The 26,810-nt window shown below is 45.8% G+C and carries 27 protein-coding genes, 1 pseudogene and 2 riboswitches; of the genes and pseudogenes, 4 read left to right on the top strand and 24 right to left on the bottom strand.

The genetic code is table 11. The annotated features are described in order from the left end of the window. Positions 1-106: 106 nt before the first annotated feature. The 5 genes from EAL2_RS12770 to EAL2_RS12750 form a co-directional block, all read right to left on the bottom strand. A complete protein-coding gene (locus EAL2_RS12770) occupies positions 107-1,042 on the bottom strand; it encodes a thiamine pyrophosphate-dependent enzyme (protein WP_025436747.1) in 936 nt (311 codons plus the stop codon). 11 nt (positions 1,043-1,053) lie between these two features. Beyond that, positions 1,054-2,235: a pyruvate ferredoxin oxidoreductase gene (locus EAL2_RS12765; protein WP_025436746.1), complete on the bottom strand. Its 1,182-nt coding sequence runs from the start codon at positions 2,233-2,235 to the stop codon at positions 1,054-1,056. 11 nt (positions 2,236-2,246) lie between these two features. Then, the gene (locus tag EAL2_RS12760; protein ID WP_025436745.1) at positions 2,247-2,549 is read right to left on the bottom strand and encodes a 4Fe-4S binding protein; all 303 of its coding nucleotides are present in this window, start codon (positions 2,547-2,549) and stop codon (positions 2,247-2,249) included. Next, the gene (locus tag EAL2_RS12755) at positions 2,549-3,115 is read right to left on the bottom strand and encodes a 2-oxoacid:acceptor oxidoreductase family protein (RefSeq protein ID WP_025436744.1); all 567 of its coding nucleotides are present in this window, start codon (positions 3,113-3,115) and stop codon (positions 2,549-2,551) included. The genes EAL2_RS12760 and EAL2_RS12755 overlap by 1 nt, the downstream gene beginning before the upstream one ends. A gap of 118 nt (positions 3,116-3,233) precedes the next feature. After that, complete coding sequence (locus EAL2_RS12750) at positions 3,234-3,920, bottom strand: helix-turn-helix transcriptional regulator (protein ID WP_025436743.1); 687 nt, start codon at positions 3,918-3,920, stop codon at positions 3,234-3,236. A 253-nt stretch (positions 3,921-4,173) separates the two neighbouring features. Further along, positions 4,174-4,257: riboswitch (ZMP/ZTP riboswitch) on the top strand. A gap of 73 nt (positions 4,258-4,330) precedes the next feature. Here EAL2_RS12750 and pflB point away from each other — a divergent pair. Further along, positions 4,331-6,559, top strand: a complete 2,229-nt coding sequence (pflB, locus tag EAL2_RS12745; RefSeq protein WP_025436742.1) for a formate C-acetyltransferase — start codon at positions 4,331-4,333, stop codon at positions 6,557-6,559. Continuing rightward, positions 6,546-7,274 (top strand): pyruvate formate-lyase-activating protein, encoded by a 729-nt coding sequence (gene pflA, locus EAL2_RS12740; protein WP_242842537.1) that lies wholly within the window; start codon positions 6,546-6,548, stop codon positions 7,272-7,274. Before pflB ends, pflA begins: the two co-directional genes overlap by 14 nt. A gap of 126 nt (positions 7,275-7,400) precedes the next feature. Here pflA and EAL2_RS14950 read toward each other — a convergent pair whose 3' ends face one another. The 13 genes and pseudogenes from EAL2_RS14950 to EAL2_RS12675 form a co-directional block, all read right to left on the bottom strand. Next, the gene (locus EAL2_RS14950; protein ID WP_025436740.1) at positions 7,401-9,092 is read right to left on the bottom strand and encodes a diguanylate cyclase domain-containing protein; all 1,692 of its coding nucleotides are present in this window, start codon (positions 9,090-9,092) and stop codon (positions 7,401-7,403) included. A 216-nt stretch (positions 9,093-9,308) separates the two neighbouring features. Then, positions 9,309-10,829: a glutamate synthase-related protein gene (locus EAL2_RS12730; protein WP_025436739.1), complete on the bottom strand. Its 1,521-nt coding sequence runs from the start codon at positions 10,827-10,829 to the stop codon at positions 9,309-9,311. Between the two features lie 66 nt (positions 10,830-10,895). Next, on the bottom strand, positions 10,896-11,297 hold the full coding sequence (locus EAL2_RS12725; RefSeq protein WP_041693217.1) for an FMN-binding protein: 402 nt from the start codon (positions 11,295-11,297) through the stop codon (positions 10,896-10,898). A gap of 128 nt (positions 11,298-11,425) precedes the next feature. Beyond that, a complete protein-coding gene (locus EAL2_RS12720; protein ID WP_025436737.1) occupies positions 11,426-12,616 on the bottom strand; it encodes a cation:proton antiporter in 1,191 nt (396 codons plus the stop codon). A 68-nt stretch (positions 12,617-12,684) separates the two neighbouring features. After that, positions 12,685-13,098 (bottom strand): CBS domain-containing protein, encoded by a 414-nt coding sequence (locus tag EAL2_RS12715; RefSeq protein WP_207641156.1) that lies wholly within the window; start codon positions 13,096-13,098, stop codon positions 12,685-12,687. A 90-nt stretch (positions 13,099-13,188) separates the two neighbouring features. Further along, a riboswitch (Fluoride riboswitch) is annotated at positions 13,189-13,249 on the bottom strand. Positions 13,250-13,295: 46 nt separating this feature from the next. After that, positions 13,296-14,087 carry a tryptophan synthase subunit alpha gene (trpA, locus tag EAL2_RS12710; protein WP_025436735.1) on the bottom strand — a complete coding sequence of 264 codons (792 nt, stop codon included), beginning with the start codon at positions 14,085-14,087 and terminating at the stop codon, positions 13,296-13,298. After that, positions 14,077-15,276, bottom strand: coding sequence for a tryptophan synthase subunit beta (gene trpB / locus EAL2_RS12705; protein WP_041693215.1), 1,200 nt, complete (start codon positions 15,274-15,276; stop codon positions 14,077-14,079). The genes trpA and trpB overlap by 11 nt, the downstream gene beginning before the upstream one ends. Before the next feature lie 18 nt (positions 15,277-15,294). Beyond that, a complete protein-coding gene (locus tag EAL2_RS12700) occupies positions 15,295-15,882 on the bottom strand; it encodes a phosphoribosylanthranilate isomerase (RefSeq protein WP_041693214.1) in 588 nt (195 codons plus the stop codon). 1 nt (position 15,883) lies between these two features. Next, positions 15,884-16,657: an indole-3-glycerol phosphate synthase TrpC gene (gene trpC, locus EAL2_RS12695; protein WP_025436734.1), complete on the bottom strand. Its 774-nt coding sequence runs from the start codon at positions 16,655-16,657 to the stop codon at positions 15,884-15,886. Beyond that, positions 16,654-17,673, bottom strand: coding sequence for an anthranilate phosphoribosyltransferase (gene trpD / locus EAL2_RS12690; protein ID WP_025436733.1), 1,020 nt, complete (start codon positions 17,671-17,673; stop codon positions 16,654-16,656). The genes trpC and trpD overlap by 4 nt, the downstream gene beginning before the upstream one ends. Before the next feature lie 46 nt (positions 17,674-17,719). Then, positions 17,720-18,292, bottom strand: a complete 573-nt coding sequence (locus tag EAL2_RS12685) for an anthranilate synthase component II (protein WP_025436732.1) — start codon at positions 18,290-18,292, stop codon at positions 17,720-17,722. 23 nt (positions 18,293-18,315) lie between these two features. Continuing rightward, the gene (gene trpE, locus EAL2_RS12680; RefSeq protein WP_041693213.1) at positions 18,316-19,740 is read right to left on the bottom strand and encodes an anthranilate synthase component I; all 1,425 of its coding nucleotides are present in this window, start codon (positions 19,738-19,740) and stop codon (positions 18,316-18,318) included. A 493-nt stretch (positions 19,741-20,233) separates the two neighbouring features. Next, positions 20,234-20,491: pseudogene (locus tag EAL2_RS12675) on the bottom strand (DUF1847 domain-containing protein); the annotation flags it as partial. A 451-nt stretch (positions 20,492-20,942) separates the two neighbouring features. Between EAL2_RS12675 and prxU the strand changes: the two are divergent. Beyond that, entirely contained in the window at positions 20,943-21,665 is a 723-nt protein-coding gene (gene prxU, locus EAL2_RS15245; RefSeq protein WP_084481301.1) for a thioredoxin-dependent peroxiredoxin, read from the top strand. Positions 21,666-21,805: 140 nt separating this feature from the next. Next, the gene (locus EAL2_RS12660) at positions 21,806-22,588 is read left to right on the top strand and encodes an Mrp/NBP35 family ATP-binding protein (protein WP_025436729.1); all 783 of its coding nucleotides are present in this window, start codon (positions 21,806-21,808) and stop codon (positions 22,586-22,588) included. Positions 22,589-22,683: 95 nt separating this feature from the next. Here the strand turns inward: EAL2_RS12660 and EAL2_RS12655 are convergent, their stop codons facing one another. The 6 genes from EAL2_RS12655 to EAL2_RS12630 all read right to left on the bottom strand — a co-directional run bounded on the left by EAL2_RS12655 (position 22,684) and on the right by EAL2_RS12630 (position 26,547). Further along, on the bottom strand, positions 22,684-22,884 hold the full coding sequence (locus EAL2_RS12655) for a hypothetical protein (RefSeq protein WP_158408941.1): 201 nt from the start codon (positions 22,882-22,884) through the stop codon (positions 22,684-22,686). 70 nt (positions 22,885-22,954) lie between these two features. Beyond that, positions 22,955-23,830, bottom strand: coding sequence for a damage-control phosphatase ARMT1 family protein (locus EAL2_RS12650; protein ID WP_025436727.1), 876 nt, complete (start codon positions 23,828-23,830; stop codon positions 22,955-22,957). A 54-nt stretch (positions 23,831-23,884) separates the two neighbouring features. Beyond that, positions 23,885-24,370: a Fur family transcriptional regulator gene (locus EAL2_RS12645; protein WP_025436726.1), complete on the bottom strand. Its 486-nt coding sequence runs from the start codon at positions 24,368-24,370 to the stop codon at positions 23,885-23,887. A gap of 42 nt (positions 24,371-24,412) precedes the next feature. Further along, complete coding sequence (locus EAL2_RS12640; protein WP_025436725.1) at positions 24,413-25,237, bottom strand: MBL fold metallo-hydrolase; 825 nt, start codon at positions 25,235-25,237, stop codon at positions 24,413-24,415. Between the two features lie 49 nt (positions 25,238-25,286). Next, entirely contained in the window at positions 25,287-25,667 is a 381-nt protein-coding gene (locus EAL2_RS12635) for a DUF134 domain-containing protein (protein ID WP_025436724.1), read from the bottom strand. Between the two features lie 100 nt (positions 25,668-25,767). Further along, complete coding sequence (locus EAL2_RS12630; RefSeq protein WP_025436723.1) at positions 25,768-26,547, bottom strand: SDR family NAD(P)-dependent oxidoreductase; 780 nt, start codon at positions 26,545-26,547, stop codon at positions 25,768-25,770. Positions 26,548-26,810 lie beyond the last annotated feature (263 nt).

Here is a 26,810-nt window from a genome sequence, read left to right as displayed (position 1 = left end):
TAAAAAATATGCCTGAAACCATCAAAAGGCGGGAATGCTGACTAGAGCAAATTTCCCCGCCTTTTGTAAAATAGTTTGAAATTATGTCCTTGCATGCTTTCCAAGCCTACTTTGCGTTGCACTTGTCAAGAAGCTTGGCCCACTTCCTGTCGACTTCCCTCTGAAGCTCCTCTATCATGTGCTCGTTGCCCTTCTTGAATAGGTGCTTGAACCTTCCCTGCGGTCTTAAAAAATCCTCTATTGGAAGCTTTGTCTTTGGCTCGTAGGAAAGAGTCCAATTACCGTCCTCAACCTCGAAAAGCGGCCAAAAGCATGTGTCCACTGCCAGCTTGCACATCTCCATAAGGTCCTCTGTCTCGTACCTCCAGCCTCTAGGACAAGGAGCCAGTACGTTGAGGAAAGCCGGACCCTTCTTATATATGGCCTTTTCGGACTTCTCATGCAGGTCCTTGAAGTTGCCTATGAATGTTGTCTGAGCAGCGTAAGGTATGTTGTGCTCCACCATTATGTCGGTAAGATTCTTCTTGAACTGCTGCTTACCCTGTATTTCGCTGCCTGCAGGAGTCGTTGTCGTGTCCGCATACTTAGGAGTCGCCGATGATCTTTGTATCCCCGTGTTCATGTAGGCTCCGTTGTCGTAGCATACATAAACCATGTCATGCCCTCTTTCCATTGCTCCCGAAAGTGACTGGAATCCTATGTCATATGTGCCGCCGTCTCCGCCGAATGTTATGAACTTGAATGTATCCTTTATCTTGCCCTTTCTCTTTAGCACGTTGTATGCGCCCTCCACTCCACCTGTCATGGCGCTGGCATTCTCGAACGCGGTGTGTATGAACGAGTCGCTCCACGCTGTGTATGGATACACAAACGATGACACCTCGAGACATCCTGTAGCGCAGCCTATCACAGCCTTGTCCTCTTCCTTTACGGCCCTTAGGACTCCTCTTACTGCCAGCGGCGCTCCGCAGCCTGCGCACATCCTGTGTCCGCCGTTGAACCTATCGGGCTTGCTCATTACTTCCTTGAAATTGTAAGCCATATCGGCACCCCCTATTCCCTAACGCCTAAGTATCTGTAAGTTTCGCCTGCTTCACCTGATGTGGCCATATCCGCAAGGTCAGAATATACCTTTTCGATGTCTCCAGTAGTAACGTCTCTTCCGCCAAGACCGTATATGTAGTTTACAGCCATAGGCCTGTCGCTCGCATCATATAGCGCTGACCTGATTTCTGCAAATAGCGGTCCGCCTGCTGCCGAGAAGCCCTCGCATCTGTCCATGACAGCTACTGCCTTCTTGCCTGAAAGCGCCTTTGCAATCTCCTGCATAGGGAACGGCCTGAATACCCTTATCTTTAAAAGTCCAGCCTTTACTCCAATCTTTCTAAGGCTGTCAATCGCGGCCTTTGCTGTGCCAGCTGTCGAGTTGATAACTACTATTACCAGCTCGGCATCGTCAAGTCTGTACTCCTCGAAAAGGCCATATTCCCTTCCTGACATATCCTTGAACTCTTTTGCCACCTGAAGTATAACGTCTTTTGCCTTTATCATGCCCTCCGCCTGGTTCCTCTTGTGCTCTATATAGTAGGCGGAAGAGTCGTAAGGCCCAACAGCTATAGGCTGAGCGGCGTTCAAAAGATATTCCTCTGGTTCGTACTCTCCCACGAATGCCTTGACCTTTTCGTCCTCTATGAGCTCTATGTTTTCAACGGCGTGGCTTGTTATGAAGCCGTCCTGGCAAACCATTACAGGAAGCTGAACGTCAGCGTGCTCGCCAATCCTTACAGCCTGTATGAAGTTATCATAAGCTTCCTGGTTGTTTTCGCTGTATATTTGTATCCAGCCTGCATCCCTTGCGCCCATTGCGTCCGAGTGGTCGCAGTTGATGTTTATAGGTCCTGTGAGCGCCCTGTTTACACAGGCCAGCGTTATAGGAAGCCTGCACGAAGCTGCAACATAGAGCACCTCCCACATGTAGGCAAATCCCGCAGATGAAGTCGCAGTCATAGATCTTGCTCCAGCTGACTGGGCTCCTATGCAGGCCGACATGGCGCTGTGCTCCGATTCCACAGTTATGAACTCGGTGGCAACCTTTCCGTCCGCCACATACTGCGAGAAAAACTGCGGTATCTCCGTCGAAGGCGTTATTGGAAAAGCTGGAAATACATCGGGATTTATCTGTCTCATGGCAATCGCAACTGCCTCATTTCCTGATAATCTGTCTCTTATAGCCATACCAGCACCTCCTACTTTTCATCCTTTACTATTTCTATGGCATCGAAAGGGCACGCCTTTGCGCAAATGCCGCAGCCCTTGCAGTAATCATAGTTGAAATCAAGCCTTTTTCCGGCTACAACCGGTATTGAGCAATCCGGACATACAGGTGCGCAAAGCAGACACTGCTTGCACTTTTCCTCATTGAATACCGGCTTAATGCTTCTCCAGTCGCCAGTCTTGAACTTGAGCGAATATGCGGCCTCGTAAACAGTTCCACCTGGTGTTATTTCCTTCCAGTTTATTGACTCGTTTATTTCAGGCATTTTTTTCATTATTTGCCCACCTCCGCTATCGCCATTTTGAGTGCGTTCATGTTGCCCTCTATCACTTCGGGCTTCGATGCGAATTTGTGCTCAAAGGAGCCCTGCATCTCTCTGAGGAAGGCTTCATCCTCCATTATGCCGCATATCTTGACAGCAGCTGCAAGCATAGGGGTGTTAGGAAAATACCTTCCAAGGCACTTTTCGGATATCGCCCTTGCGTCTATCGTATATATCGTGCCATTAAATCCCTTGAGCGAATTTTTTATCTCCTCGGCGTTCTTGTCAGTGTTTATGAGTATAGCGCCGCCTTCCTTTATGCCCTTTGTAACGTCGACAGGCTCAAGCAGCGACTCATCCACTACGACAACAAAATCAGGCTCGTATATGTTCGAGTGTATAGTTATCTTCTCGTCGCTAATCCTGTTGTATGCAGTTATCGGTGCACCCATCCTCTCAGGGCCGTACTCCGGAAATCCCTGAACGTACTTGCCTGTGTTGAAAGCAACGTCTGCAAGCAGCAGTGATGCTGTCTTTGCTCCTTGCCCTCCTCTTCCGTGCCAGCGAATCTCTAACATTGTATTACCTCGCCTCCTTGAATATATTTCTATATTTATTAATATTTGGCATCAATGGCTTAAAAAAACCTCCGACTGAAAAAACATAAAATTTTTTCAATTCTTTGTATGGGCCTTTTTATTTGGCAGAGCTTATGCTCCTGTATACAGTGGCCTCTGACACTTGAAGCCTTGCTGATACAGACTTGACGCTCCCCTTTATAAGGAAAAGCCCCTTGCCGTCAAGCTGGCTTATGGCTTCCTTCTTCTCGTCAAGGGACATTCTCTCCACCGGGATTCCAAATCCGGATATTACTCCGTTAATCATCTCCTGGGCTACATCCTCTATGGAGTCGCTTAGTGTCTGAGAGGAACTTCCCTTTGTATATGGCTGCTGCGTATCCTTTATAGGCGGCAGAGTCCTTTGGCCCTTTATAAACTCCTGGATGTAGTCATCAAAAAGCATAGCCTTAGTGACATCCACATTTATGCACAGCAGTCCTGCAAGCTTGCCGCTGCTGTCCTTTATAAAATACGTGGCAGACCTTATTGTTCTTCCGTCAGCAAGCTTGCTAGAGTAATTGACGCAGTAGTTCTCGCCCTCGTATGTCTTTTCCTTGATGAATCTAAGGCCAAGCTCCGTTATCGATCCGCCTATCTTCCTTGCCGAGAAGCTATTCTTTATATAGACTATTGAATTTTCAACGTTGTCTGTATCGTGTAGCACAAGCTCGTAGTCGCTTCCCAGAAAATCTCCAAGGAAATCTATGAACTTTTTATAGATTTCGAAAAGCTGCTGCTTTTCATTTAAACCGCTTAGTGACATTTAAATTCCCCTCTTGTACAAAAGATTGTTTGAGGATTGAATTTTCCGAAAATTCAATCTGAATCTAGCGCTGATTTCATAATACTACTCATGCATTACTTTGTAAATATATTTTCAGAAAATAATTTTTCTTCTGATAAAATATTTTCGCTTCATTGCTAGTAATCATACTCTACAGAATACACGAACTATTATTTAGCCTGTTGACATATTGGTAAGCCTTGAGTATTATATGTGTATACAACATGTAATTCAAGGAGCGCATGACTGGCGGAAAAGTGGAATAAACCACAGGGAGTGCGCATCCTCATATAAGCCGACCGTCTGGGCACCCTAATGTCCAGGCGGCGTTTAGTTTTTGTACCTATTTTTTGCCTCCTGGACACACAAAATGTCGAGGAGGTTTTTTCATGTTCAAGATGTATTGGGAAGGTTTTAAAAACGGAGTTTGGTCCAACGAGATAAATGTTCGCGACTTCATACAGACTAACTTCTCATCCTACAAAGGAAATTCAGAGTTTCTTGCGGGTCCGAGCAAAAGGACAGTTCAAGTTTGGGGAAAGTGCAAGTCTCTTCTTTCACAGGAGCTGGAAAAAGGGGTTCTCGACGTTGATACGGAAAATATATCTGGCATAGACAGCTTCAAACCCGGCTATATAGACGTTGAAAATGAGGTGATATTCGGCTTACAGACAGACATGCCATTAAAGCGCATACTTAATCCCTTCGGAGGCATCAGAACAGCAAAGTCTGCACTCGAAAGTTATGGCTACAAAATGAATAAACAGACCGAAGAGATATTCAGCAAATACAGAAAGACCCACAACCAGGGCGTTTTCGATGCATATACAACTGAAATGAGAAAGGTACGGAGCGCAGGACTCCTAACCGGCCTTCCCGATTCATATGGAAGAGGAAGGATAATTGGAGACTACAGGAGAGCAGCCCTTTACGGCATTGACATGCTCATAGAGAGCAAAAAGGCGGATCTTGAATCTGCCTGTGGCGAAATGAACGAAGAGCATATAAGGATAAGGGAAGAGCTTTCCGAGCAGATAAGGGCTCTTTCAAAGATTAAAGACATGGCCGCATCGTACGGATACGACATGTCCAAACCAGCCGCAAATGCACAAGAGGCTGTGCAGCATCTGTATTTTGCGTATCTTGCAGGAATAAAGGAAAACAACGGCGCAGCAATGTCACTTGGACGGGTAAGCACTTTCCTGGACATATATATAGAGCGAGATATGCGTAAGGACATACTGAGCGAAGAACAGGCACAGGAGCTTGTAGACCAGCTGGTAATCAAGCTAAGGATGGCAAGACACCTTAGAACTCCCGAATACAACAATCTATTTGCGGGCGACCCAAACTGGATAACCGAGTCAATAGGCGGAATGAGTGTTGATGGAAGGACTCTCGTGACTAAAACCTCCTTCAGATTCCTCCATACGCTGACTAATCTGGGGCCTTCTCCGGAACCTAACATGACAGTGCTCTGGTCAGAATACCTCCCTGAAGGCTTCAAGAAATACTGCGCCAAAATATCCATACAAACTGGCGCCCTGCAATACGAAAACGATGATCTTATGAGGCCCATATACGGCGATGACTACGGAATAGCATGCTGTGTTTCGGCTATGCAAATGGGCAAGCAGATGCAGTTTTTCGGCGCCAGATGCAACCTTGCAAAGGCTCTGCTGTACGCAATAAACGGCGGTGTCGATGAAATCAGCGGCAAGAAGGTCATCGAAGGTATTGAACCGGCTGATGGCGATATGCTCTCCTACGAGGATGTAAAAACTAGATTTTACAGCGTTCTTGAAAAGGTGGCGCAGCTTTACTCAAATACAATGAACATAATACACTACATGCACGACAAGTACGCATACGAGGCCGGACTCATGGCACTCCATGACACCGACGTGGAGCGTCTCATGGCGTTCGGGGTTGCAGGCCTTTCCGTGGCAGCCGATTCGCTAAGCGCCATAAAGCACGCCAGAGTAAGAGCCGTCAGGAAAAATGGGCTGTGCGTTGAATTCGAAATAAATGGAGATTTCCCAAAATACGGCAACGACGACGACAAGGTGGATTCAATAGCGGTTGAAATCGCCGAAAAGTTCTCCGCCTGTCTCAAAAGGCACAAAGCCTACAGGAACTCAAAGCACACTCTTTCAGTGCTTACGATAACTTCAAATGTCGTATATGGCAAAAAAACCGGTTCAACTCCGGACGGAAGAAGGAGCGGCGAAGCCTTCGCGCCGGGAGCCAATCCGATGCACTGCAGAGACATATCTGGAGCCCTGGCATCGCTCAATTCCGTCGCTAAGCTTCCCTACTCCGGGGTCTGCCAGGACGGTGTGTCGAACACATTCTCCGTAGTACCCAAGGCTCTTGGGAGCGACATGGACGTTCGAATCGGCAACCTTGTTTCAATACTAGACGGGTATTTTTCTCAGGGAGCCCATCATCTAAACGTAAACGTAATGGACAGGGACATGCTGATGGATGCCATGGCCAATCCTCATGACTACCCTAACCTTACAATAAGGGTTTCGGGATACGCCGTTAACTTCAACAGGCTCACCAGAGATCAGCAACTCGAGGTAATAAAGAGGACCTTCCATGAAACTATGTAGATTGATGAAAGGAAAGATACATTCTATTGAAACTATGGGGCTTCTCGATGGCCCCGGCATTAGATTTGTGGCATTCTTCCAGGGATGCCCCTTAAGGTGCTCATACTGCCACAATCCGGACACGTGGGACATAGACGGGGGCAGCGAGCTTTCTCCTCAGGAGCTTTTCGAAAAGATCAGAAAATACAAGCCATATTTCGACAAATCCGGCGGAGGACTTACCTGCTCTGGAGGCGAGCCGCTTTTACAGCCTAAATTCCTGCTTGAACTGCTTAAACTTTGTAATAATGCAGGTTTACACACAGCGCTCGACACGTCAGGCCACGGACTTGGCATGTATGAGGAAATCCTTGAGTATACAGACCTTGTAATCCTGGACATGAAGCACTCTGACGTAGTGTCGTATAAAAATCTCACTCAGGGAAGCATGGATAAAATGCTGGATTTTTCAAAAGTACTTAAAGCCTCTGATTCAAAGGTTTGGATAAGAAGTGTCATAGTGCCGGGAATTACAGACACCAATGAGCACATAAAAAATGTGGAGGCCTTTGCCGGCAAGTTTCCAAGGCTTGAAAAAGTTGAATTCCTACCTTATCACAAACTGGGAGCTGAAAAATACAAAAATCTTGGAATTGAATATAGGCTTGAAGGCACATCGCATATGTGCGAACATCGCCTAAAACAGCTTACATATAAAGAAGCAGACCCGATTTAAACATGGTTCCTTAAACAACTACAGCTATGCAAATAGCACAAGGGACGGCTCCTCCGCGCCAAACTAAACGCGGGAAACCGTCCCTGAATTATTCTAAAAACACTTTTATTCTTTCACGAGTGCACTTTATGCATTCTCCCTGATTTGATCGAAAAAGCAGTATGTGCCCTTCTGACTACGCTTAATCTCATACATTGCCCTGTCGGAGTTCTTCAGCAGACTCTCCGAATCAAAACCGTTTTCGGGATAAAGAGCGATGCCTACAGAAGCTCCAATGCTGCAAATTTGTTCCTTCAATTTGAATGGCTTCTCCAGCTTTTTTATTATCTTGTGAGCCACCATGGCGGCGTCATGCCTTGCTGCGACGCTTCTGGCAATTACAGTGAACTCGTCTCCCCCAATCCTTGCAACTGTGTCGGATTCTCTTACGCAGGCTGAAAGCCTTCTTCCAACCTCCTTAAGAAGATCGTCTCCAGCTTCGTGTCCATAATTGTCATTTATGCTCTTGAAGCCGTCAAGATCTACAAACATAAGGGCAAATCCGCTCCTGTCCCTTTTGGCCTCTCTTATGCCATGCTTGAGCCGCTCGAAGAACAGCCTCCTGTTCGGGAGCTTCGTCAGCTTGTCGTAGTTGGCCAGCTTCTCCAGTTCCTCCGCCATCTGCCTGTATTTTCTCTCACTTTCCCTTAAAGCTTCTTCAGCGCGCTTTTTCTCAGTTATATCCTCGTATGTACCTAGTATTCCAATATTAACATTACTTCTGTCAGTTATTGGCACCTTGTTCTTGCGTATCCATCTTTCTTCTCCCGAATATTCTCTTAAAAACACCTCATAGTTAAGCTTTGACTCCCCGCTTGCAATTATATCCCTGTCTTCATGGCGATAGACCTCACCCAGGCCCTCGCTCCAACTGATTTTCAAGTCATCAAGGCCCACAATTTCTGATGCATCCTTAAGGCCCGCTATACTTGAAAACACCCTATTGCAGCCAAGATACTCCAGCTTGGAATTCTTCCAGAATATACCTATAGGCACTGTGTCCAGCACCAATTTGAGCATATGATTGGCCTCTTCGAGCTGTTTTTGTTTATCAACAAGCTCAACCTCAGACATTATCCTGGCGGTAATGTCCCTTGCAGCCGCATACACAACCCTGCCATGAGGCTTAGAGCGCCATTCTATATAGCGGTATTCTCCGTCCCTTCGCCTGTATCTGTTTATGAAGTTGAGCACCGTATTTTGGTTGCTCAGCTGAGACATTGCTTCGAGCGTCGCAGCTACGTCTTCGGGGTGCACAAGTTCCAGGAATTTGCTGCCTTCCAGCTCTTCAACCGAATATCCTAGAGCGTATTCCCATTCCTTGTTCACTTTTAACAAGGTACCATCCAAATCTGCTATGCACAGCAGGTCGATGTTTATAGAAAAAAAACTGTCCAGTTCTTTGATCTTCTGCATTTCCTTAGATATGTCGCTTATGCACGTTACAAAATAATTTTTTTCAGGAGAAAACACCTTAACCCTGTACCAGCGCCTTAAAGGCTCAGAAAATTGATCGATCTCCTCGCATCCGCCGTAAAGCGCTATCCCTCCGTAGTACTTTATAAAGTCAAAATCAGAGTTTCGTATGTCGGGGATAACTTCTGTAACTTTTTTGCCAACTATATCTTTTGACATTAAACCAGTCAGTTTTTCAAAAGCCGGATTAACCTCTATGAATTCGTAGTCTGTCGGAACGCCAGACTCATCGCATATTATTCTGTGATAGGCGTATCCCATAGGAGAATTATCTAAAATTGACTTGTAAAAGCAACAATCCATATTCTAACACATCCGTTTCCTGATGTTATTGTTGATTTCCATACTCAAGCAGCCTGGTCTGACTGTTATTTATATTATATCACTCTAGAGTATAATGATAAGCAGTTTTTTGCGTTACTTGACCAACCGGCTATCTTTCTCTAAATATATCAAATATAAAAGGTGGGATTGCATAGCAATCCCACCTTTTTATATCATTTAATTATTTATTTCCTACTACTCAAACCATCTGCCCTTAATCAGGTCCCGTGCTTCTCTTGTCAACGGTATCAGGTCGGTTTTGTCCAAATATGATATGTCGAATTTTCGATTTAGTGCGGCAAAATGCTTTACTCCAAAGGCAAGCTTGTTCAAATATGAGAATACTCCGATGGCTCCTGGCGAAAAGTCATTGGCCTCTTTTCCGTAGATGGCGCGCAAGTCCGCAAGGTCGCCGTAAATTTCTTCTATTGTGCTTCCGTACTTCTTCAAGTTTTCAGGAACATTGCCCGATTTGATCATTTCTCCTATTTTTTTGCCGCTCATTGCCGCTGCCATTGCCGCTCGCCCAAGACCTATAGCGGTTACATCCCCGTCTCCATAGGCTAGAGCCTTGAACACCTGGTCTTCTGAGGCAAATCCTCCTGTCATGGTTATAGCCGGAATCCATAGTCCTTCTTTCTTCAATCGTTCCACAATTCTGCAGACTGCATCCTCCATAGCAACAGTCGGCAACGACCATTCGTTCATCATCTTGCATGGACTGTATCCGCTTCCGCCTCCGGCGCCGTCAAATGTAACCATATCCACACCTGCTTTGCTGGCCAGACGGATTACCTTTTCCAAATCAACAGGATCGTATCCTGCCATTTTAAAGTATATGTTTTTAGCTCCCATGTTTCTTAGCTCCTCTATTCGAGGCACAAGATACTCCTCATCCCACAGAGGCAGTCTTGAATAATAGTAGAAATTAGGACACACGCCATCCTCATAAGCCTTAATAACCTCAGGAGCGCTAGGGTCTGGGAATATCAACCCGCCCAGTTCCTGCTTTTTAAGCGCCTCTTCCCTGTCCTTCAATCGGATGACCGGCTGTGTTCCCTTTGCTCCCTGCCCGAACTTCAATTCAATGGCCTCGGCGCCTTGCACTTTGATTGCATATTCAGGCACACCAAGCATGTCATCCTCTATGTTGCACTGCACTATTATTTGCCCATAGCCGCGGTAGTACTTGCGGAATGCGTCCAGCATGTTTTTAAGAGCCGGAAAATGAACAATCTTGCCGTCTTTGATTTGCAGCTCGGGGTCCTTGTTTCTCGCATCCTCTCCGATAACGCAGCAAACGCCTGCCATGGCAGCACCGCCGAAGTAGTCCTCCCAGTTCATTTTAATCAGGGCAGGCAAAAGCAACGGCATTGCCAGCTTCACCTTGTTGAATTTCCCAAACTCCCCGGCTATCTTGACATTGAATATATTGGCCTCTTCGTATGTCGCATTGGCGCCCACAGCCCCGAAAACTCTACCATTGATGTTGAAGTGGGAGTAATCTATGGGGTAGTCCTTTTCTGAAGCGACCTGATTGGCTCCCGTGTTCGTGGGATAGACAGCTTGAGCCCCAATAACAGCCGCCAGACATATTTCACAGGTGCCTGCGCATTCTTCCGTACAGAAGGAGCACATCCCCGACTGAGGTGAAATGTAGGTGCTGCGGTTTTTAGTGTCGTTGAATGCCGATGATAACTTTGGTGAATAAGTCATTTAAAACCCTCCTTTGAACTAGTGAAAATTATTATGTATTTTAATGTTTCATGAAGCCTGATTAATCTAGTCAGCCTGGGACAGCGCATTGTCTATCGCCTTTAGTATAACCTTGCTGCTTACCGTTGCGCCCGTAACTGTATCAACCTCAAGACTCTGAGCGCTTATAACCCTATCTGTTATCGCTTCAGCTTCTTTACCCCTGCCGTATCTATGCTCAATTAATCTTATGCTGGTTATGTTGCCGTATTCTACCGCAACCTCGACCTTTGCACCTACGTATATAGTAGGAAAATACTCGCCTACATAAACACCATCCTCAATTCTTGATATTTCTATATTCTTAATCTGCATGCTGTCAATTTCCTGCTTAAAGCTCTTAGATCCATAATACAGCAGTATACCGGCCGAAATAGCAAACAATATTATGAATGTAACTGCGACTTTAATTAATCTGCTTTCTTTCATCTGCATATCCTCCTGTTTCGATTTTATAGCTATACTATACCCATAAAAATAAAAACTCCACTCATATTTGAGTAGAGCTTTCCAAGAATATGAATTTACCAGTTCAAAACCACATTTTTACCGATATTTTAGTTATCAGCATCAGCTATGAGCCACTTTTCTCCAGCCAGCTTCACGCCCAAATCACCAAGGGGTGCGGTTATCATAATCGCCATAACCGCTATAGCTAATATTATTTCTCCTGATTTAACTCCTGCCACAAGCGGAACTGCTCCTATCGCTGCCTGAACCGTAGCTTTTGGCACATAGGCTATTACACAAAATAGTTTTTCTTTAAAATTGAAACTTGTTCCAGCTACCGAAATGAAAACTCCAATACTTCTTGCTGTAAGTCCTATCAATATCACAATCAAACCTACAAATCCAGAGTCAAGCGCAACATGTATGTTAACCTGGGCTCCCACCAGTACAAAAAGTACGAGTTCGGCAAACACCCAGATATTGTTGAATTTCTCTGAAAGTCTGTGCGCAACGATGGAATCCTTCTCAAGCAGGACAAAGCCCACTGTCATCACGCCAAGCAGGCTCGCTATCGGCACGATGTCCTTAAGTGAGTCTTCCAAAGCCGTCATTATTATAGCCACACCCAGCAATATGAGTGTTTTCTTAGTGTCACGAATATGATACTTCTTGAACATATATACCATTACAATGCCTATTACTGCACCCAGCAACATGCCTAAGAGTATAGACAGCGGAATCTCAAAAATTTTCACAGCAATATTCACATTCTCTCCGCCGTACATGCCCAGAAAGGTTGAAAACAAAGTAATCGCAAATACGTCATCTATTGAAGCGCCTGCGAGAATCAAAGTGGGTATGCCTTTCTCATGTCCCTTCCTGCGATTTATGAAATCCAGCATTTTAGGCACTATAACAGCCGGAGATACGGCCGCTATTATAAATCCGAGCATACCTGCTTCTAATTTCGGTATCCCCAAAAGAAAGCTTGCTGCAAACATTATGGCAAAGCCTTCGCACAATCCAGGGATGCAACTCATCTTTAGAGCAGGTACTCCGATTTTATTAAGCGTTTCTCTTTTGATTCCCAGGCCAGCACGCAGAAGTATCACCACAAGAGCAATCTTTCTCAGATCAGATGATATTCTTAAAATGTCCTTGCTTATAATATCCAGCCCATACGGACCTATTGCAATTCCAAGAATCAACATGCCTAAAAGTCCGGGCAGCTTCATCTTTTCAAAAATCTTGTTAAACGTCAGTCCCAACAGTAAAATTAAACTCAGGCTCAAAGCCATTCAAAATCATCCCTTTCACATAGCGCTTTAATTTTTTTTGCAGTGTTTCAGCTATTCGCATCAAATCGCTAACCCTCGATTGACCGAAGTCCCCTGAGCAGGTCACCTCTCGTTATAATTCCAACCAGCCTTCCGTCAGTATCCACAACTGGGATTCTGTTTATTTTCATTTCGATCACAACTTCTATCAAATCGAACAAATCTGTATCTTCGCTTACAGTAAAAACGTCTTCCGACATGATGTCTCCGACACTGTTCTCTTTTTCGCGTTCCTTCCAGATATTGAGAAGCTTAACCAAATTCTTTGCGCTGAACATCCTTGCCTTCATTTCCTTGTTTATAACATCCGCCTCTGTGACAATTCCTATTACCCTTTCTTTAGAGTCCACTACAGGTACTCCACTCAAGCCATTAGCCAGTAAAACATCCACCAATTTCTTTATTCCATCATCCCTTCTAACAACCACTAAATTTGTGTTCATAATATCCCTTGCCTTCATTTCATACCTCCCGGTTTTTTACTTAATATTCAATTTTACACAAAAAAATCCTGCAACGAATCGTATTGTCGATTCATTGCAGGAGTCATCAGCATAAATGCGTTTAAAGGCGAACCCCATCACCTATTCTCATTTCATTTCCAATTATATTACTAAAAACAATATTATTCAAGCATGAATTAAAGAGCATCTCTAAGTGTCTTCAAAAAAGGCCTTACCTCGCCTGCTACATCGCCTTTTGCCGCCCCTTGCCCTATTCTTTCTATTATGGCGCTGCCTACTATAACACCATCGCACATGTCCTTAACGCTCCTTGCCGCATCAGCGTTGGATATTCCAAAGCCTATGGCCAGTGGCAGTTCAGTGTGCTTTCGAACGCTCTCCATGAAATCCGCAAGGCCTTCTGAAAATCCGCTTCTTTTGCCTGTCACTCCCTTTGAAGATACGCAGTATACAAAGCCGCTTGCGTCTGACACCAGCTTGCTTATTCTGTCCTCCGATGTCGGTGCCACAAGAGGTATGAGATCGGTTCCGTTGTTCTTTGCGATTTCGGAAATAGCGCCCTTCTCCTCGTATGGCAGATCGGGCACTATCAGGCCGTCTATTCCGCTGCTCTTGCAGCCTTCCAGGAATTTTTCGGCGCCGTATCTGAACACTGCATTGTAGTATGTCATTATGACTAGCGGCAGCTGAGTCTTTTCCCGCAGCTTCCCTGCCATGTCAAATATCATGTCTATATTAGTCCCCTTCTCAAGCGCCTTTTCGGAAGCCGCCTGAATGATCGGCCCGTCAGCCAGGGGGTCCGAATACGGTATGCCTAGCTCTATTATGTCCACTCCTGCCTTTTCCGCCTCGAGCACAAGGCTGTATGTTGCTTCCATGTCTGGATAGCCGCAGGTGAGGTATGCAATAAGCGCCTTCCTGCCGTCCTTTTTAAGCTCGCTGAATTTTTCCGATATCCTACTTTCCATAGCTCTCACCTCCGACATATTTCATTATTGTGTTCATGTCCTTGTCGCCCCTGCCTGAGAGGCACACAACTATTATATCATCCTTGCTTGTCTTCGGCGCCAGCTTCATGAGATACGCTATCGCGTGCGAGCTCTCTAGCGCCGGTATTATGCCTTCGCTCTTAGTCAACAGCTCGAAGCCCTCAATTGCCTCTGTGTCTGTAGCCGGCACGTAGCTGACCCTGCCTGTAGAGTGGTAGTAGGCGTGCTGAGGCCCTATACCCGGGTAGTCGAGACCCGCCGATATGGAGTGAACAGGCATTATCTGGCCGTAGTCGTCCTGGAGCACGTATGTCATCATGCCGTGTATTACACCTATTGACCCTTTTGCTATTGTCGCTGCATGCTTGTCAGTGTCCACGCCCAGCCCCGCAGCCTCCACGCCGAACATCTTTACATCCTTGTCATCCGCAAATGGGTAGAAGAGCCCCATGGCGTTGCTGCCTCCTCCTACGCAGGCCACAAGATAGTCGGGAAGCCTTCCCTCCTTGGCGAGTATCTGCTCCTTGACCTCATCACCTATTACCCTCTGGAAGTCGCGAACTATAGTAGGATATGGGTGAGGACCCACGACCGAGCCTATAACGTAGAAAGTATCGTCGACGTTTGCAACCCAGTCCCTTATAGCCTCGTTTGTAGCGTCCTTTAGCGTGCCTGTGCCCGATGTAACGGGATTTACCCTGGCGCCCAGCATTTTCATCTTGAATACGTTGAGCGACTGCCTTTCCACGTCCTCTACGCCCATGAACACCTCACACTCAAGATCGAACATTGCGCAAACAGTGGCTGTGGCCACTCCGTGCTGGCCTGCCCCCGTCTCGGCTATTATCCTTTTTTTGCCCATCCTCCTGGCAAGCAGCACCTGGCCGAGTACGTTGTTTATCTTGTGGGCCCCTGTGTGGTTGAGGTCCTCGCGCTTAAGATAGATTTTCCCGCCGCCTAGCTTTCTTGTAAGGTTCTCCGCAAAATAAAGCGGGTTGGGCCTTCCAACGTATTCCTTGAGGTAATATCTGTATTCCTCCATGAAGCTCTCGTCGGCGATTGCCTTCTCAAACTCCCTCTCGAGCTCTATAAGCGCATTCATAAGTGTTTCAGGCACGAACTGGCCTCCAAACTGTCCGAACTTCGACTTTGTATTTTGAATTTCCATACTATCCCCTCGCATTCTCTATGAATTTTTTATTTTTAAATAATCCTTCATGCCGTCCGTCTCTACTCCGCTGCTCACATCTACTGCAGCTGGCCTTACTATTTCTATTGCCGATTTTACGTTTTCGGGACTAAGTCCGCCCGCCAATATTGTGAAGTGCTCTTTTGCTACGGTTGCTGCAAGGTTCCAGTCAAACGTCCTGCCCGTACCTCCATGCTGTCCGCTTTCGAAGGAATCCAGCAGCACCCCGTCAACCTCGTATTCTCCTATCTCCTCAATACTCCTCTCGCCTTCCACCCTGAAAGCCTTCCAGACCTCGTATCCCTCGATACTCCTGCAGTATTCTGGAGTCTCGTTTCCATGCAGCTGCAGTACATCGAGTCCGCATATTCTGGCAGTATCCAGTACAACATCTATATCTTCATCCACGAATACTCCGACTTTTTTTATCTCCGGCTTTAGCCGCTGGATCAGGACGGCGGCATCCTCAGGCGCGAGCTGCCTTTTGCTGCTTGCGAACACGAAACCCACATACTCGGGCATAAGCATGTTTGCATATTCAATATCAACACCTCTTGTGAGGCCGCAGATTTTTACCATTGTCATATCACTCACCTCGAAGCTCCGTAAGTTTTGCCTCTATGGAGCCCGACTCCATTAGAAACTGCCCCACAAGAATTGCATCTGCGCCATGCATTCTTACGAATTTCGCGTCCTCTCCAGACAGTATGCCGCTTTCGCTTACTATGATTCTGCCCTCCGGTATAAGCTCTGCAAGCTCCTGAGTAGTTCTTATGTCAATATCAAATGTGTCAAGGTCCCTGTTGTTTATGCCAATAATGTCTGCTCCTGCGTAGATGGCCTTCTCCAGTTCATCCTCGCTGTGCACCTCAACAAGGCAATAAAGGCCCAAGCCTTTTGCAGTCTCGTAGAAGTCCTTGAGCTCCTCAGCTGAAAGTATCGATGCTATAAGCAGCACCGCATCCGCCCCTATGGCCCTTGCCTGGTATATCTGGTACTCGTCTATTATGAAATCCTTTCTGAGCACAGGCACAGACACTATGCCCTTTACTACCTTCAGATACTCGTCGCTCCCCTGGAAGAACTTGTCCTCTGTAAGCACAGAAACCGCATCAACTCCTCCAGTTTCGTACGCTCTTGCTATTTCAGATGGATCAAAATCCTCACGTATCACACCTTTGGACGGAGATGCCTTCTTGACCTCGGCTATGACGGCCAGTCTTCCCTTGCTAAGGGATGCTTTGAAGTCCCTGCATGCCGGCGAATTTTCTATCAACGGGAGCAGGCTCTCTAGAGGCGCTTTCTCCTTGTCGCGGGCGACCTTTTCCTTTTTATATTCAACTATAGTTTCAAGTATCATTCGCTCAACTCCCTTGTCAGCCTTGCAAAGCTTTCAAGCTTTTCAAGCGCAAGTCCTCTGTCTATTACGTCCTTTGCTATCGCAACTCCTTCAGCGAGAGATTCGGCCTTCTTTCCAACGTATATGGCTGCGCCTGCATTTAGAAGAACCATATCTCGCTTTGCTCCCTTTTCTCCGCTGAGCACCGCCTTTATAATCTGGGCGTTAAGCTCGCTGTCTCCGCCTACAATTTCCTCAAGCGGCGCTGATTCAAGACCGAAATCCTCTGGGTGTATTTCATAGCTTTTTATATCCCCATCCCTGAGCTCGCAAACGCTTGTGCTGCCATTTACCGTGATTTCGTCGAGTCCGTCTTCACCGTGGACTATAAGGGCCCTTTCGGTTCCCATCTTCCTGAGAGCCTGGGCGAAAAGCTCAAGCAGCTTCCTGTCGAAAACCCCTATGAGCTGGCCCTTGACGCTGGCTGGATTTGCCAGAGGGCCCAGCACGTTGAATATAGTCCTCATCCCAAGCTCCTGCCTTGCCTTCATGACGTTCTTCATGGCTGTGTGGAATCTCGGTGCGAACATGAAACCTATATTTAGCTCGTCAATGCATCTTCTTACAGCCTCGGGAGTCAGCTCAAGGCTGACGCCCAGTTTTTCGAGAACATCCGCGCTGCCGCACTTGCTCGATACGGACCTGTTGCCGTGCTTTACTACAGTCACTCCCGCCGCTGCCGCAACGAACATAACGGCAGTAGAAACGTTGAATGTATTCTTTGAGTCCCCCCCTGTTCCGCAGGTGTCTATGGAATATATCCTGTCCATGTTCACCTCTAGTGCCTTTTTTTTCATAACGCTCGCACCTGCGTATATCTCATCGCTGGTTTCTCCCTTTATCTTCAGTGCCGTCAGAAATGCTCCTATCTGAGCGTCGGACGCCTTTCCGTCCATAATGTCTTCCATTATGGATGTCATCTCCGCTTCTGTAAGGTCTATTCCCGCTGTTACCTTGCTAATTGCCGATTTCATCATCTGTATGTCACCCCTTCAAATCTCGTTTTTATCCCCGTTTTTATGTTTATAGTCCTTCTATTTCCAGGAAATTTCTGAGCATTTCCTTGCCGGAGCGCGTGGCTATCGACTCCGGATGGAACTGAACCCCGTATACATGATGTTTCTTGTGGCGAAGCGCCATTATCTGGCCTGACTCGTCCTGCGCCGTAATTTCAAGCTCCGGGCTGAGCGACTCCCTCTCGACAACGAGCGAATGGTAGCGCATGACTTCCACTGGGCTTTCTATGCCTTCGAACAGGTCCGTGCCGGTGTGGCTCACCATTGACGTCTTGCCGTGTACCGTCTCATTGGCATGGACTATCCTGGCTCCGTAAACCTCGCCGATAGCCTGGTGGCCGAGGCAAACGCCCAGCAGCGGGATTTTGCCTGCAAAATGCCTTATCACATCTTCGCATATACCGGCATCCTTTGGAAAACCAGGTCCCGGAGAGATTATTATGTGGCTTATGTCCATATCCTCTATGTCCTTGATTGTCAGCTTGTCGTTCCTGCAAACCAGTATGTCCGGATTTATCTCCCCGATATACTGGTACAGGTTGTATGTGAATGAATCATAGTTGTCTATTATAAGTATCATTATTTATCCCCCTATTATTGGATCTAGCCCTTTAGCGCCTCGAGCACTGCCTGAGCCTTTCTTTGAGTCTCCTGGTATTCAGAAAGCGGATCGGAGTCGGCTACGATCCCTGCCCCCGCCTGCACATAGGCCATGTCGCCTTTGAAGAGCACCGTCCTTATGGCTATGCACGTGTCCATGTTGCCGTTGAATCCGAAATATCCTATGGCCCCTGCGTAAACTCCTCTTTTTCTGTTCTCGAGCTCGTCTATTATCTGCATCGCCCTGACCTTCGGGGCCCCCGATACTGTTCCTGCAGGCATGCATGAGCTGAGCGCGTCGAGCATATCGTAGTCAGCCTTTATCCCTCCCTTGACATTCGAGACTATGTGCATTACATGAGAGTATTTCTGCACCTCCATAAAGCTGCTGAGCTCAACGGTTCCAAACTCCGATATCCTGCCTATGTCGTTTCTTGCAAGGTCAACCAGCATCAGGTGCTCGGCCCTTTCCTTCTCGTCCTTTAAGAGCTCGTCACACAGTCTCTCGTCCTCAAGCTCCGAAGCTCCCCTGGGCCTTGTGCCCGCTATAGGACAGGTCTGCACCTCGCCGCCGCTTAGTTTCACAAGCAGTTCGGGCGATGAACCTGCTATCTTGTAGTCGCCATAGTCTATATAGTACATGTAAGGAGACGGATTGAGTGTCCTGAGCGTCCTGTAAACATCCAGCGGATTCTTTGTCGTCTTGACGTCGAACCTTTGCGATAGGACCACCTGGAATATGTCTCCATCCTTTATGTGCTGCTTTGCCTTTTCGACCTTCGTCATGAAACTTTCCCTGGTCTCCGTGGCGTGGCACTCAATGTCGCTTGCATTTCCAGCAGGCTCCGGATTTTCGCTGCTCTCTGACTTTTCTATCTCACTTTTTATGGCGCTTAGCCTTGCATTCGCACTCTTCTCCAGATCCTCCTCGCTCACTGTCGCATCAACCAGGAGGTTAAGCATGATCTTTACCTTCTGCATCTCGTGGTCGTATGCAACTATCTCCTCCGGAAAGAAAAGGTGCATGTCGGGCATCTGAAGGTCGTCTATTTCAGGCTCGCCTAGCTTTTCGATGTTTCTTATGAAGTCGTAAGCTATATATCCTACAGCGCCTCCCTCGAACTCAAGTCCGCTGCATATGTTCTCGCAGCCGTGTCCCTTCATTACATTTCTTAGGATTTCAATAGGATTTCCGAAAATATTCGTCTGCACTCCCGCCTTTTCAAGCGTCACCTCGCTGCCTTGCGATTTGATCTCCATGAACGGTTTTCTGCCGATGTAAGAATATTTTCCCCATTTACCCTTCTCCACGCTCTCGAGAATGAATGACTTGCCTTCCCTGCACAGTTTTTTGAATATCGAAATCGGCGTGTGCATGTCCCCTTCCATTTCCAGGGCAAATACCCTTATTTTCCTTTGTCCGTCCATTCCTTAACATCCCCCTTGTGTTTGCCTCTATTTGATTTAATTTATATACCCGTAAAAAGTGAATAAAAAAAGACGCTTCATCCCCCTTGAAGGGACGAAACATCTTAGCTCCGCGTTGCCACCCATTTTAGATCTGTAATCACCTTAAAACCTGAAGCAGCTATATGCATTGAAATAAAAAAGACACCTCATCCCATATAACTATAGGACGAAATGTCGTCATTCCGCGCTGCCACCCATTTTAGAAGGTATTACCCATCTCTCTTTGTCAGGTACAGAAAACAGCTTTGTTTTCGATACCCTGTCCCTTTAACGCTGGACATGCGGCAAGCGATACTCTCCATGTCGTATATGGATTTCACACCGCTTCTCATGGAACCATTCAGCCAGAACCTTGACACCGGACTCCCACCACCACCGGCTCGCTTGGACAACATTGTTGGCCTACTTTTTCCATTCACAGAATTTACTGTATTAAAGTATTAAGCTTAATTTACACTGTTTTTTGAATATTGTCAACATTTTTTTCGGGAAACATCCTGCTCTTGTAGTAACTTTGAGCAAGATAGACTGCAGCCATGGGATTGTGTCCGAGCACCCTGTCCTTGGCCGCTGCGACAGTTACCGGCGCATTGGAATATTTTACAAAAAAAGAGTCATGGCCTACACAAAGGCCAAAAATGAGATTTAAATCAGTTTCCGCCTTGTTGAGCAAAAGCGCCTGACCTGTCGGATTGCACATAGCTTCGAATTCGCAGCCTTTCCTTCTCTCCACTTATGCACGCATGCACAGTGCAAATTCTGCAATTGTACATATTCTTCACATCCTTTTCTCGTTCTATATTCCGCTAATACAAATATACCTGAAAATATTTGTTTATGAATTTGAATACTTAGGGTATAAGTATAATGCGGCATATGCCATTTTACTTTGGCAAGTCCGCAAACAGCCGAATAAAATGCTAGCTTTAAAAATACCCTGCGGACAGACATTGGCATGAGATATTCAAATCTCTTATCAATTGCAATTTTACATATATTGCTTGTGGCTGACTGTTCATCGCAGCAAGCATTCGCACTAAATATCGGTGTAGATGTTTTTTTATTTTAACTTCATATTTGTTTCAAGTACAATATTCAGGGTATTAAGATAATTAATAGGGCTTCAGCCCGTTTTCAATTTATTCTATGGAGGTGGCTATATGCCGCAAGATTTTAAACCAGGCTGCGCAAGACCAAAATCGCAGGTTGAGCTGCCACAGGAACAGCAAACAGTTAACGAAACAGCTTCATTTAAAAAGGAGGAGATGTCTATGGTATCAGTTGGAAAGAAAGCCCCTGACTTTGAAATGGCAGGATTCTATAAAGGCGAGTTTAAGACATTCAGATTGTCTGAATATCTTGGAAAATGGGTTGTACTTTGCTTCTATCCAGGAGACTTTACATTTGTCTGAGCCACTGAGGTTTCAGCAGTTGCTGAAAAATATCCAGAGTTCCAAAAGCTTGGCGTAGAGGTGCTCTCAGTAAGCGTAGACTCTGTTTTCGTTCACAAGATGTGGAACGACAATGAGCTTAGCAAGATGGTTGAAGGCGGCATACCTTTCCCTATGCTTTCAGACGGAGGCGGAAATGTCGGAACTCTTTATGGCGTATACGACCCAGAAGCCGGCGTTGAAAACAGAGGACGTTTCCTAATAGATCCGGATGGAATAATACAAGGCTACGAGGTGCTTACTCCTCCAGTTGGACGTAATGTTTCAGAGACACTAAGACAAATACAAGCTTTCCAGCTTGTACGCGAAACAAAGGGCGCAGAGGTGGCACCATCAGGCTGGAAGCCAGGAAAGAAAACTCTTAAGCCTGGTCCAGGACTGGTTGGAAACGTGTACAAGGAGTGGTCTGTAAAGGAAGCCTTTGAAGATTAGATCAAATAACAAAGCAGCCTGTGTATGGGAATTTTCCATGCACAGGCTGTTTTTCATACCTCTTTAATGTCACATTTTGTTTTCTTAGATTTCAAAATGGGTATCGCTTTTATATAAGATACTTTAAGGGGGCGTTTAGTATGGATTTTGAAAAGGCAAACACCAACGAATATACAAACATAAAAAAAGTTATTGCTATAATGAGTGGCAAGGGCGGCGTAGGCAAATCCTCAGTAACTTCGCTGCTCGCAGTATCACTTATAAAAAAAGGATTTAAAGTCGGCATATTGGATGGAGACATGGGCGGCACCAGCATACCTAAAATATTTGGAATAACAGGTGAAAAATCCAATACCAGCAGCAAAGGCATCGAGCCTGTAACAACACCCTCCGGAATAAAGGTGATGTCCCTGTCATTCCTGATGGAAAAAGAGGACTCTCCCGTTATATGGCGAGGACCTCTAATTTCAAAAACCTTGAGGCAATTCTACACAGATGTCCTCTGGGGAGATTTGGATTATTTGCTAATAGATCTTCCGCCAGGAACCAGCGACATACCCCTCACAATGATGCAGTCCCTACCGGTGGATGGCATAATAATTGTTTCGTCCCCGCAAGATCTTGTAAACATGATAGTCAAAAAATCTGCAGACATGGCCAAAAGAATGGATGTTCCAATTCTTGGGATAATAGAAAACATGAGCTATTATGAATGTCCTGATTGCAAAAAACGAATCAACATATTCGGAAAAAGCAAAACAGAAAAGATTTCAAAGGAAATGAGTATTGAACTCATTGCTCACATGCCTATAGATCCAAAACTAGCGGAATTATGTGACGAGGGCGCAATTGAAGAGTATTACAACATAAACAGGGCGCTTGTAAATTTACTTTCTGATGAGGTTTTAAAAAAATTAAGTTAGTTTTAATTGCCCATATTACATTAATATTGTACGAGACCTTTGCAAAGCTAGTAAAAAGCCTGTGACACTCTTGTTTCAAATGTCACAGGCTGCTTTTATTTTTCGACTGTTCTGCCGCAAGCGGCGTCATTCAATCTATTATACAATTCATCCAAACTCACACTCCGCTCCTTTTCAATGTCCTCAATTGATTGGAAAAGGAAGCTGCACATTATGCAAGTACCAAGCATGCTGTCGTATTCTCGGAATATTGCCTCTGTTTCGGGATACCGCTCAACTATATCTAGCAATATCATCTGTCGTGTAACCATATCTCACCTCGTCGGATAGATTTTTCTGCGACATCGACCTAATCAGGCAAGCCATTTAACTGTTGTTTTCAACACATACGCATTTCATGTTAGGCACTCCAATGTAGTCTGATATCACCGGACATTTTGCCATGAGCACGAAGAAAAGACCATCCCTTTTGATATCACTAAGACCCTCATAGTTGCCCTGTCCTTTGGCAATAACGAGATCCGATTCGTCGAATATGCGCCTGAATTCATCCGACGCTTGGGCAAGAACCGTTCCAGGAGCTTCGGTTCCGTCATCTATAATTATGGCTAAATCTCCCATTCCTACCTGCAGTGCGTCATCCGAAGTCACATCGTTGAGCACGGCTTTTCCTCGCACGCTGAAATATATCTTGATATCACTGAATTCGCTTCTTATCCTCTCTATAAGCAGCTTATCCAGGACAATCTCTCCGCAATTGTCACCGATTACAAGCAGCTGCTTTGAGACTTTTAGCTTCTCATACAGCCTCCTGCTATGGTCTATTGCAAATATGTCCTCGGAACACAAATTACATATTTTTTCATAGCACATTTCCTTGTCGAAATAGTGATTGGCACCAAAATCTATGATGTTGCCCACCGCAGATAGCCTCAAGGCCTCAAAGAAGCCCTCCTCGCCTTTTGACAGCCTCGACTTCAGGAGACCATAAATCTGCAACATGTCGCTGTTGAAGCGCTGCTTTTCGCTCTTATATGGATCTGACTCTCCAAGTCCATCTGTTATTATTCTCCATGTGCCACTCATGATTTCTGGATTTTTCATTTTAAAATCTATATCCGCCAAGTGCTTCAGCACATCCCTTATCACGGGCTCCTTTGCACATTCTGGAGCATTTATATGCCTGGACACCTTATCGACTTGTTCTATATTGCACAGTAAACACTTAAAATTAAATTCCATGTTCATCCCCTGTTCCCGTCAAAATATTGTCCTGCTAACAAACAGCAATTTAAGCTACTTTACATCTTTCTTACAGGAGCTGCATACCCCTCTCATCACTACCGTCACATCATCTATTACATCATTGTAGGTTTCTTCAATATAGTCTCTTTGCATAAGCATATCCTTAAAAATCCGCCTGTCATTGTACTCCTTGATTTTACCACATACGCTGCATTGAAAGTGAATATGAAATTTCTTTTGGCTGAAAATGCTAAGCTCGTAATATCTTTCATTGTTGATAACGACTTCTTTTATTATGCCGATTTTCTTAAAAATCTCTATGCTGCGGTATACCGTGGGGATGCTGACATCTTCATTCCTGACTTTATTATATATATCCTCGGGCTTAAGATGCTCGCTAGTTTGAACAAACAGCCTTACAATCACCTCTCTAGGATGCGTCAGCTTATAGCCATTTGATTTGAGCAACTCTTCAATCTCAAAAATCTTTTTCTCAGTTTCCATGTTTTCACCCTTTTCCTGGCCTTCGCCAGACATGATCCAGCCAAATTATGCCGCTTATGTCTGTTCCCAAGTCTTTTACAATTTCAGCTGACTTCCCGTTGCAAGGTATTCTATCTGTCCGTCCATGACATCCCTTAGCCATCCGTAGGCTTCTATACCTGTGCAGTGACAGGTATAGTACTGCGCACCTGTATTTTTGAGGTGTCTGCCAATTTCCCCTACTGTCTCCTGCGATTCGCTCTTGCCGGCGGACCTGTTGTGAAGATGGAATCCCCCGATCACATGGGTCGGCTCTTCGTGCATATACTCCTTCATATGCTCTATGATATTTACAATGCCATTGTGGGCGCAGCCCGCAATCAGAACCCGCTTGCCTTCTTCGCTTATTATGAGATTCTGCTCATGCGCAAAATCATCAAGAATGAATTGCTCGTCCTGCTTCAATAGCAAATCGACGTTGCCCGAAGGATAAAACTTCCTTCCTTTTACATTGGAGAAAAGCTCCAGTTCCTCATCAAGTCTTAGCTGATCCCCCACAAATATAAGCCTATCACTTTCCATTATGTCCTTATCTAGTCCGATATACGCTCTCTTGCCTCCCTCACGGTTGGCGTAGTGATTTTCAAAAGCCCTCTTGTTTACATACACCTTCGCTCTTGAATTGGCATTTAAAAACGCCTTCAGCCCGCCGCCATGATCATAGTGCCCGTGTGAAATAAAAACAGTATCGACCTGTGTGATATCGACATCCATCTTTTGGGCGTTTTCAATAAAAAGGTCACTGGCTCCAAGGTCGAAGAGTAACTTGTGCCTGTTCGTTTCAATATACAAACTAAGCCCGTGCTCGGTCCTGAATTCAGTTGATACGGCTGTGTTTTCAGCCAAGGTCTTAATTATCATACTTCCTCACCTCTCGCTTTCCTGAAATCCCTTAGTCCATGATATGTTTCTATTTAGTTTCACTCTCATCTTCCGGGTTATTCCACCCGAATCTATGTTTTCTGCACCTTCCTCGGCCGCATCCAGCTTCACTCTCATCACAAAGCTTGTAGTCCCCGCCTTCAATTTTAATGTTCTTCCCGTTTACCAAAGCATCTACCAGCTTTCTCTTGGCCTCGTTGTAAATTCTTTGCGCAGTAGAGCGCGCCACATTCATTCTTTCCGCACACTCTTCCTGATTCATGCCTTCCAGCTCAATCAGTCTAAGTGATTCATATTCTTCCACACTCATCACAATATTTTCGCGATCTGAGTCTTGTTGGTTGAGAGGCCCAAACAGGTTGTTTTCAGGCATAAAGCAAACTCTTCTTCTTTTTCTTGGTCTTGGCACAGAGAATTCACTCCTTTCATTTCGGGCATATGCTTTTTATTCTTCAATTATACTATTTCCAGATCATAAGTCAAATATTGTTTGTTTTTAGAGGATTTTTCTATTTTTCGTACTGCCAGCCATCATCTCCACTGTATATCATGAGCTTGCTCATGCCACCGTCCACTGTTATGTTCTCTCCGTTAATGAAGCTGTTGGCCTCGTCGCAAAGGAACATGACTGCCCTGGCTACGTCCTTTGGCTCCCCTACCCTGCCCGAAGGGTGCTGCAGCATGTCGGCCTTTGAGTATGACGGCTCGTAGCCCTCCTCGTGATATGCCCCCGTGTCTATCCAGCCCGGGGATACGGAGTTCACCCTTACCCTGCCAGAGAGGCTAACCGCAAGGGCGTGGGTTAGAGCGCTTATTCCCCCTTTGGCGGCTGTGTAGCTTTCCGTATCGGCCTGGGACATGAAGGCCCTTGTCGACGATATGTTGACTACCGAACCTTTCTCGTTCCAGTATGGAAGGAACAGCTGAGTCAGGTAGTAGGGCGCGCTTACGCCAATGCGCAGCACATAGTTGAAGTCCTCGTAGCTGCACTGGGAGAGTATTCCTCTTCGGCTCAGGCATGCGTTGTTAATCAGATAATCTATATTGCCGAACCTGGCGATGATCTCATCCCTGAATAACTCGAGAGTCTTCTCGTCTGCTATGTCTCCGCAGAAAAAGAAAGCCTTTCCTCCATTTTTGCTTATGTAATCTGCATTTTCCATGCCTGCTTTCTTGTCCATGTCGATGAAGGCAACCTTAGCACCTGCCTTAGCAAATTCCCTGGTAAGGCATCTTCCTATGCCAAGGGCGCCTCCTGTTATTACGCATACCTTGTCCTTGAGTTTCATGCATCATCACTCCCCTAAATCTTCCAAACAAGACCTGACCATCGAGCGCAGGCTCTTGCTTTTGCCCACATATACGATACCGCCATGCCTATCCTTCATAAAGTAAACTCCAGCCCGCTCTGGGATCTCTTTTATCTTTTGCTGCAAATGTTCTGGAATCCTTGACATATACACACCTCAAACCCATCTTTTAATCCAATTATATACTAAAGCATATGCCTGCAACAAAAAATTGCAGGCGATTCCTCAAGGCTGTATAACTT

It is taken from the genome of Peptoclostridium acidaminophilum DSM 3953 (assembly GCF_000597865.1).
Classification (GTDB): Bacteria; Bacillota; Clostridia; order Peptostreptococcales; family Peptostreptococcaceae; genus Peptoclostridium_A; species Peptoclostridium_A acidaminophilum.
Note: the sequence above shows the minus strand (reverse complement) of the source record. Positions and strands in the feature narration are given on the sequence as shown.

Bases quoted from the DNA above. Each gene is read 5' to 3' on its own strand.
- EAL2_RS12770 (WP_025436747.1), bottom strand. From the start codon at position 1,042: ATGGCTTACAATTTCAAGGAAGTAATGAGCAAGCCCGATAGGTTCAAC.
- EAL2_RS12765 (WP_025436746.1), bottom strand. From the start codon at position 2,235: ATGGCTATAAGAGACAGATTATCAGGAAATGAGGCAGTTGCGATTGCC.
- EAL2_RS12760 (WP_025436745.1), bottom strand. From the start codon at position 2,549: ATGAAAAAAATGCCTGAAATAAACGAGTCAATAAACTGGAAGGAAATA.
- EAL2_RS12755 (WP_025436744.1), bottom strand. From the start codon at position 3,115: ATGTTAGAGATTCGCTGGCACGGAAGAGGAGGGCAAGGAGCAAAGACA.
- EAL2_RS12750 (WP_025436743.1), bottom strand. From the start codon at position 3,920: ATGTCACTAAGCGGTTTAAATGAAAAGCAGCAGCTTTTCGAAATCTAT.
- pflB (WP_025436742.1), top strand. From the start codon at position 4,331: ATGTTCAAGATGTATTGGGAAGGTTTTAAAAACGGAGTTTGGTCCAAC.
- pflA (WP_242842537.1), top strand. From the start codon at position 6,546: ATGAAACTATGTAGATTGATGAAAGGAAAGATACATTCTATTGAAACT.
- EAL2_RS14950 (WP_025436740.1), bottom strand. From the start codon at position 9,092: ATGGATTGTTGCTTTTACAAGTCAATTTTAGATAATTCTCCTATGGGA.
- EAL2_RS12730 (WP_025436739.1), bottom strand. From the start codon at position 10,829: ATGACTTATTCACCAAAGTTATCATCGGCATTCAACGACACTAAAAAC.
- EAL2_RS12725 (WP_041693217.1), bottom strand. From the start codon at position 11,297: ATGAAAGAAAGCAGATTAATTAAAGTCGCAGTTACATTCATAATATTG.
- EAL2_RS12720 (WP_025436737.1), bottom strand. From the start codon at position 12,616: ATGGCTTTGAGCCTGAGTTTAATTTTACTGTTGGGACTGACGTTTAAC.
- EAL2_RS12715 (WP_207641156.1), bottom strand. From the start codon at position 13,098: ATGAACACAAATTTAGTGGTTGTTAGAAGGGATGATGGAATAAAGAAA.
- trpA (WP_025436735.1), bottom strand. From the start codon at position 14,087: ATGGAAAGTAGGATATCGGAAAAATTCAGCGAGCTTAAAAAGGACGGC.
- trpB (WP_041693215.1), bottom strand. From the start codon at position 15,276: ATGGAAATTCAAAATACAAAGTCGAAGTTCGGACAGTTTGGAGGCCAG.
- EAL2_RS12700 (WP_041693214.1), bottom strand. From the start codon at position 15,882: ATGACAATGGTAAAAATCTGCGGCCTCACAAGAGGTGTTGATATTGAA.
- trpC (WP_025436734.1), bottom strand. From the start codon at position 16,657: ATGATACTTGAAACTATAGTTGAATATAAAAAGGAAAAGGTCGCCCGC.
- trpD (WP_025436733.1), bottom strand. From the start codon at position 17,673: ATGATGAAATCGGCAATTAGCAAGGTAACAGCGGGAATAGACCTTACA.
- EAL2_RS12685 (WP_025436732.1), bottom strand. From the start codon at position 18,292: ATGATACTTATAATAGACAACTATGATTCATTCACATACAACCTGTAC.
- trpE (WP_041693213.1), bottom strand. From the start codon at position 19,740: ATGGACGGACAAAGGAAAATAAGGGTATTTGCCCTGGAAATGGAAGGG.
- EAL2_RS12660 (WP_025436729.1), top strand. From the start codon at position 21,806: ATGGATTTTGAAAAGGCAAACACCAACGAATATACAAACATAAAAAAA.
- EAL2_RS12655 (WP_158408941.1), bottom strand. From the start codon at position 22,884: ATGATATTGCTAGATATAGTTGAGCGGTATCCCGAAACAGAGGCAATA.
- EAL2_RS12650 (WP_025436727.1), bottom strand. From the start codon at position 23,830: ATGGAATTTAATTTTAAGTGTTTACTGTGCAATATAGAACAAGTCGAT.
- EAL2_RS12645 (WP_025436726.1), bottom strand. From the start codon at position 24,370: ATGTCTGGCGAAGGCCAGGAAAAGGGTGAAAACATGGAAACTGAGAAA.
- EAL2_RS12640 (WP_025436725.1), bottom strand. From the start codon at position 25,237: ATGATAATTAAGACCTTGGCTGAAAACACAGCCGTATCAACTGAATTC.
- EAL2_RS12630 (WP_025436723.1), bottom strand. From the start codon at position 26,547: ATGAAACTCAAGGACAAGGTATGCGTAATAACAGGAGGCGCCCTTGGC.